Origin of the sequence: Micromonospora sp. NBS 11-29 (genome assembly GCF_002140155.1) — a bacterium.
GTDB lineage: Bacteria > Actinomycetota > Actinomycetes > Mycobacteriales > Micromonosporaceae > Micromonospora.
On sequence record NZ_NAPR01000020.1, the window covers coordinates 166504 to 170612 of the forward strand.

The 4109-nt window shown below is 74.7% G+C and carries 1 protein-coding gene and 4 pseudogenes; 3 read left to right on the top strand and 2 right to left on the bottom strand.

What is annotated here, in order from left to right:
- Positions 1–684 (bottom strand): annotated as a pseudogene (locus B1205_RS32215) (class I SAM-dependent methyltransferase); the annotation flags it as partial.
- A 61-nt stretch (positions 685–745) separates the two neighbouring features.
- Positions 746–1432: pseudogene (locus tag B1205_RS23140) on the bottom strand (SDR family NAD(P)-dependent oxidoreductase); the annotation flags it as partial.
- Between the two features lie 188 nt (positions 1433–1620).
- Between B1205_RS23140 and mshA the strand changes: the two are divergent.
- From mshA to B1205_RS32220, 3 genes and pseudogenes are all read left to right on the top strand, one after another.
- Positions 1621–2927, top strand: a pseudogene (mshA, locus tag B1205_RS23145) (D-inositol-3-phosphate glycosyltransferase).
- Between the two features lie 51 nt (positions 2928–2978).
- On the top strand, positions 2979–3512 hold the full coding sequence (locus tag B1205_RS23150) for a YbjN domain-containing protein (protein ID WP_089157512.1): 534 nt from the start codon (positions 2979–2981) through the stop codon (positions 3510–3512).
- Between the two features lie 164 nt (positions 3513–3676).
- Positions 3677–4109, top strand: a pseudogene (locus tag B1205_RS32220) (hypothetical protein); the annotation flags it as partial.

The window sequence follows — 4109 nt, forward strand, 5'->3', positions numbered from 1 at the left end:
CACGCTGCGCAGCCAGCGCTGGCGCGGGCCGAACGGGGCGTAGCCGGCGGCCGACCGCCAGGCGTGGGTCAGTGCGTCGAGCAGGTCGTGTACGCGTTCACCGGGCACGTTGCGGTGGATCAGCGCCTTCGGCAGCCGCTCGGCCAGACTTGCCGGGCTCTCCAGCGTGGTCAGCTTCGCGGCCAGCGTGAGTGTGCGCGGGCCGGTGGCGTCCAGCAGCACCCAGGCGCCGAGCCGCCCCAACTCGTCGCAGGTGCCCTCGACCAGCAGCCCGCCGGGGGCCAACCGCCCGGTGACGGTGCGCCAGGCGTCGGGGACCTCGTCCTCGTCGTACTGGCGTAGCACGTTGAACGCCCGCACCAGCGCGGGACGCAACCCGGCCAGTTCGAAGCCGCCCCGGGTGAAGGTGAGGCCGGGCGGGTCGGCGGCCGGCTGGGCGGCGGCCACGCGTACCGGATCGATCTCCAGCCCGACCACCCGGACGTCGGCGCGGACCCCGGCGGCGAGCCGGGCCCGCAGCTCGACCGGGGTGACCGGGGTGGCGCCGTAGCCGAGGTCCACCACGAGTGGGTCGGCGGCGGCGCGGAGCGCGTCGCCGCAGGTCCCGACGATCCAGTTGTCCACCCGCCGGAGCCGGTTCGGATTCGTCGTCCCCCGGGTGACGACCCCGAGCGGCCGGTCCATCAGTGCCTCCCCGTTCGCGACTGCGGGGCTCGCAAACCCGGCTCACTCCTCGCGCTTCACGCTAGACNNGCACCTTGTGCTGGGCGGCCTGGGCCAGCGGGCGGACCACGAGCTGGTCCACGTTGACGTGGTGCGGGCGGGTGGCGCACCAGGCGACGCAGTCGGCGACGTCGTCGGCGACCAGCGGCTCGGGCACCCCGGCGTAGACCGCCGCCGCGCGGTCGGCGTCGCCGTCGAACCGGACCAGGCCGAACTCCTCGGTCTTCACCATGCCCGGGTCGATCTCGACCACCCGGACCGGTCGGCCGGACAGCTCCAGCCGGAGCGTGCCGGCGATCGCGGTCTGCGCGTGCTTGGCCGCCGTGTAGCCGCCGCCGCCCTCGTAGACGACGTGCCCGGCGGTCGAGCTGACGATCACCACGGTGCCGGCGCCGGAGCGTTCCAGCGCGGGCAGCAGCGCCTTGGTGACCCGCAGCGTGCCGAGCACGTTGACGTCGTACATCCATTGCCAGTCGCCCACGTCCGCGGTCTCGACCGGGTCCAGGCCGCGTGCCCCGCCGGCGTTGTTCACCAGCAGGGTGACCGGCCCGGCGGCGGCGTCCGCCGCGGCGGCCAGGCCGGCCACCGACTCGTCCGAGGTCACGTCGCACGCAACGGCGGTCGCCGTCCCACCGGCCGACTCGATCTCGGCGACCAGCGCGGCCAGCCGGTCGGTACGCCGCGCGGCGGCCAGCACGTGGAAACCCTCGGNGCGACTGGGGTCATCGGGCCATTCTCCCCCGCCGTCCCGTTGCGCGCGGCGATGAGGTCCGTCACGCCCGGGAACCCGCGGCAGGTATTTCCGAACCCCGATGGGGAAGATGACATCCGGCGTACGGGTTGACCGAGGAGCGCCGGTCGTGCGGGACGGCATCAACCGTGACAGAGGGAGCGGACGTGGCGGAGTTGCACACCGGTGTCGGTCGTCAGCGAGGTGCCCTGCCGTGGCCCCGGCCCCGGCGCATCGCCACCCTCTCGGTGCACACATCGCCGCTGCACCAGCCGGGTACCGGTGACGCGGGTGGCATGAACGTGTACATCCTGGAGGTCGCCCGGCGGCTGGCCGAGGCCGACGTCGAGGTGGAGATCTTCACCCGAGCCACCTCCGGTGACCTGCCCCCGGTGGTCGAGATGGCGCCCGGGGTGAGCGTCCGGCACGTCACCGCCGGGCCGCTGGAGGGGCTGACCAAGGAGGAGTTGCCCGGCCAGCTCTGCGCCTTCACCGCCGGCGTGCTGCGCGCCGAGGCGGCCCGCGCGCCCGGCCACTACGACCTGATCCACTCGCACTACTGGCTCTCCGGGCAGGTCGGCTGGCTGGCCAAGGAGCGTTGGGGCGTGCCGCTGGTGCACACCGCGCACACCCTCGCCAAGGTCAAGAACGCCCGGCTCGCCGCCGGGGACCGACCCGAGCCGAAGGCCCGGGNGTGGAGGCCCGCGACCTGCTCGACCGGTACGCGGCCGAGCCCGGCCGGGTGGCCGTGGTGGAGCCCGGCGTCGACCTGGACCGGTTCCGCCCCGCACCGGGCGACCGGGCGGCCGCGACCCGGGCCGCCCGCCGCCGCCTGGGGTTGCCGGTCGACGGGTACGTGGTCGCGTTCGTCGGCCGGATCCAGCCGCTCAAGGCGCCGGACGTGCTGGTCCGCGCGGTCGCCGCGCTGCGCGAACGGGACCCCGCGCTCGCCGGCGAGCTGACCGTGGTGATCTGCGGCGGTCCCAGCGGCAGCGGTCTGGAGCGGCCCACCGCGCTGATCGAGCTGGCCCGCTCGCTCGGCGTGGCCGACCGGGTGCGTTTCCTCCCCCCGCAGACCGGCGAGGACCTGCCCGCGCTCTACCGCGCCGCCGATCTGGTCGCCGTGCCGTCGCACAACGAGTCGTTCGGGCTGGTCGCGCTGGAGGCGCAGGCATGCGGCACGCCGGTGCTGGCCGCCGCCGTGGGCGGCCTGGTCACCGCCGTACGCGACGGGGTCAGCGGGGTGCTCATCGACGGGCACGACCCGGTCGACTGGGCGCGGGCCCTGGCCCGCCTGCTGCCCGACCGGGCGCGCCGGGCCGCCCTGGCCCGCGGCGCCGAACGGCACGCCCGGGACTTCTCCTGGCACCGGACCGTGTCCGGGCTGCTCGCGGTCTACGGGGAGGCGATCACCGAGCACCGTGCCCGGCTGGCCGGCCGGCTCGGCGACCCCGCGCTCGCCTGCTCCTGGTGACCGGCCGTCGCCGCCGGGCAGTCGCCGCCGGGCGACCGTAGAGTGGGTGCGATGAGCCGCAGGAGTGAGGTCGCCGCGCTGATCGAGACCGTCTGCGCCGAGCGTGAGCTGGAGTGGGAGTCCACCGGCGAGATGGCGTACGCGGTGACCCTGCCGGGCACGCACAAGCTCAAGACGATCTGCAACCTGATCGTCGGTGAGCACGCGCTGCGGGTCGAGGCGTTCGTGATGCGCCAGCCCGACGAGCGTCGCGAGGAGCTGTGGGCCTGGCTGTTGCAGCGCAACGCCCGGATGTACGCGGTCTCGTTCTCCATCGACGCGGTCGGCGACGTCTACCTGACCGGCCGGGTCAACCTGGCCGGGATCGACGCCGACGAGCTGGACCGGCTGCTCGGCTCCGTGCTGACGTACGCCGACGAGTCGTTCGACGGCATGTTGGAGATCGGCTTCGGCACCGCGATCCGCCGGGAGTGGGAGTGGCGGGTGAAGCGGGGCGAGTCGACCGCCAACCTGGCCGCGTTCGCCCACCTCGTCGAACCCTCGACATCGGCGGGTCCGGCCGCCGGAGGTTCGGAACCCTCCTGACGGGTATGCCGCACCGCGCGGTGCGGAGCACTGGGACCCACCGCGGGCCGAGGACGGACTGTCGAGGAGCGTGTCCCATGGCTCAGCGCAACAGCTCAGGTCGCGGCACGACTGCGACCCGCACCAAGCGGCAAACCGGCAACCAGACACCCAACACTCCGAAGGTGTCGGAGTCCGACATCTCCCGGATGAAGGCCGACGACATCCGCGGCCAGCTCCGCCGGCGCGGGGTCTCCGGCATCTCCGCGCTGCGCAAGCCGGAGCTGGTGAAGACCCTGGAGCGGACCATCCGGGCGGAGAAGCGCGGTGGCGCGGCCCGGCGGAGCACCGGCCCGGCCGGCCGGCCCGCCGCGGCGAAGAAGGCCGCCGCGAAGAAGACCACGGCCCGCCGGAAGGCGACGTCGCCGGCCAAGGCCGCGCCGGCCGCACGCGCCACCGGCGCCAGGGCCAAGGCCACGGGTACGCGCAAGGCGGCCCCGTCGCGGGCGAAGTCGACTCCGTCCCGGGCTGCGAAGTCGGCTCCCTCGCGGGCGAAGTCGACTCCGTCGAGGGCGAAGGCGGCCCCGTCGAGGGCGAAGGCGGCCCCGTCGAGGGCGA

Excerpts from the sequence above, each read along its gene's own strand:
- B1205_RS23150 (WP_089157512.1), top strand. The coding sequence starts at position 2,979 with ATGAGCCGCAGGAGTGAGGTCGCCGCGCTGATCGAGACCGTCTGCGCC.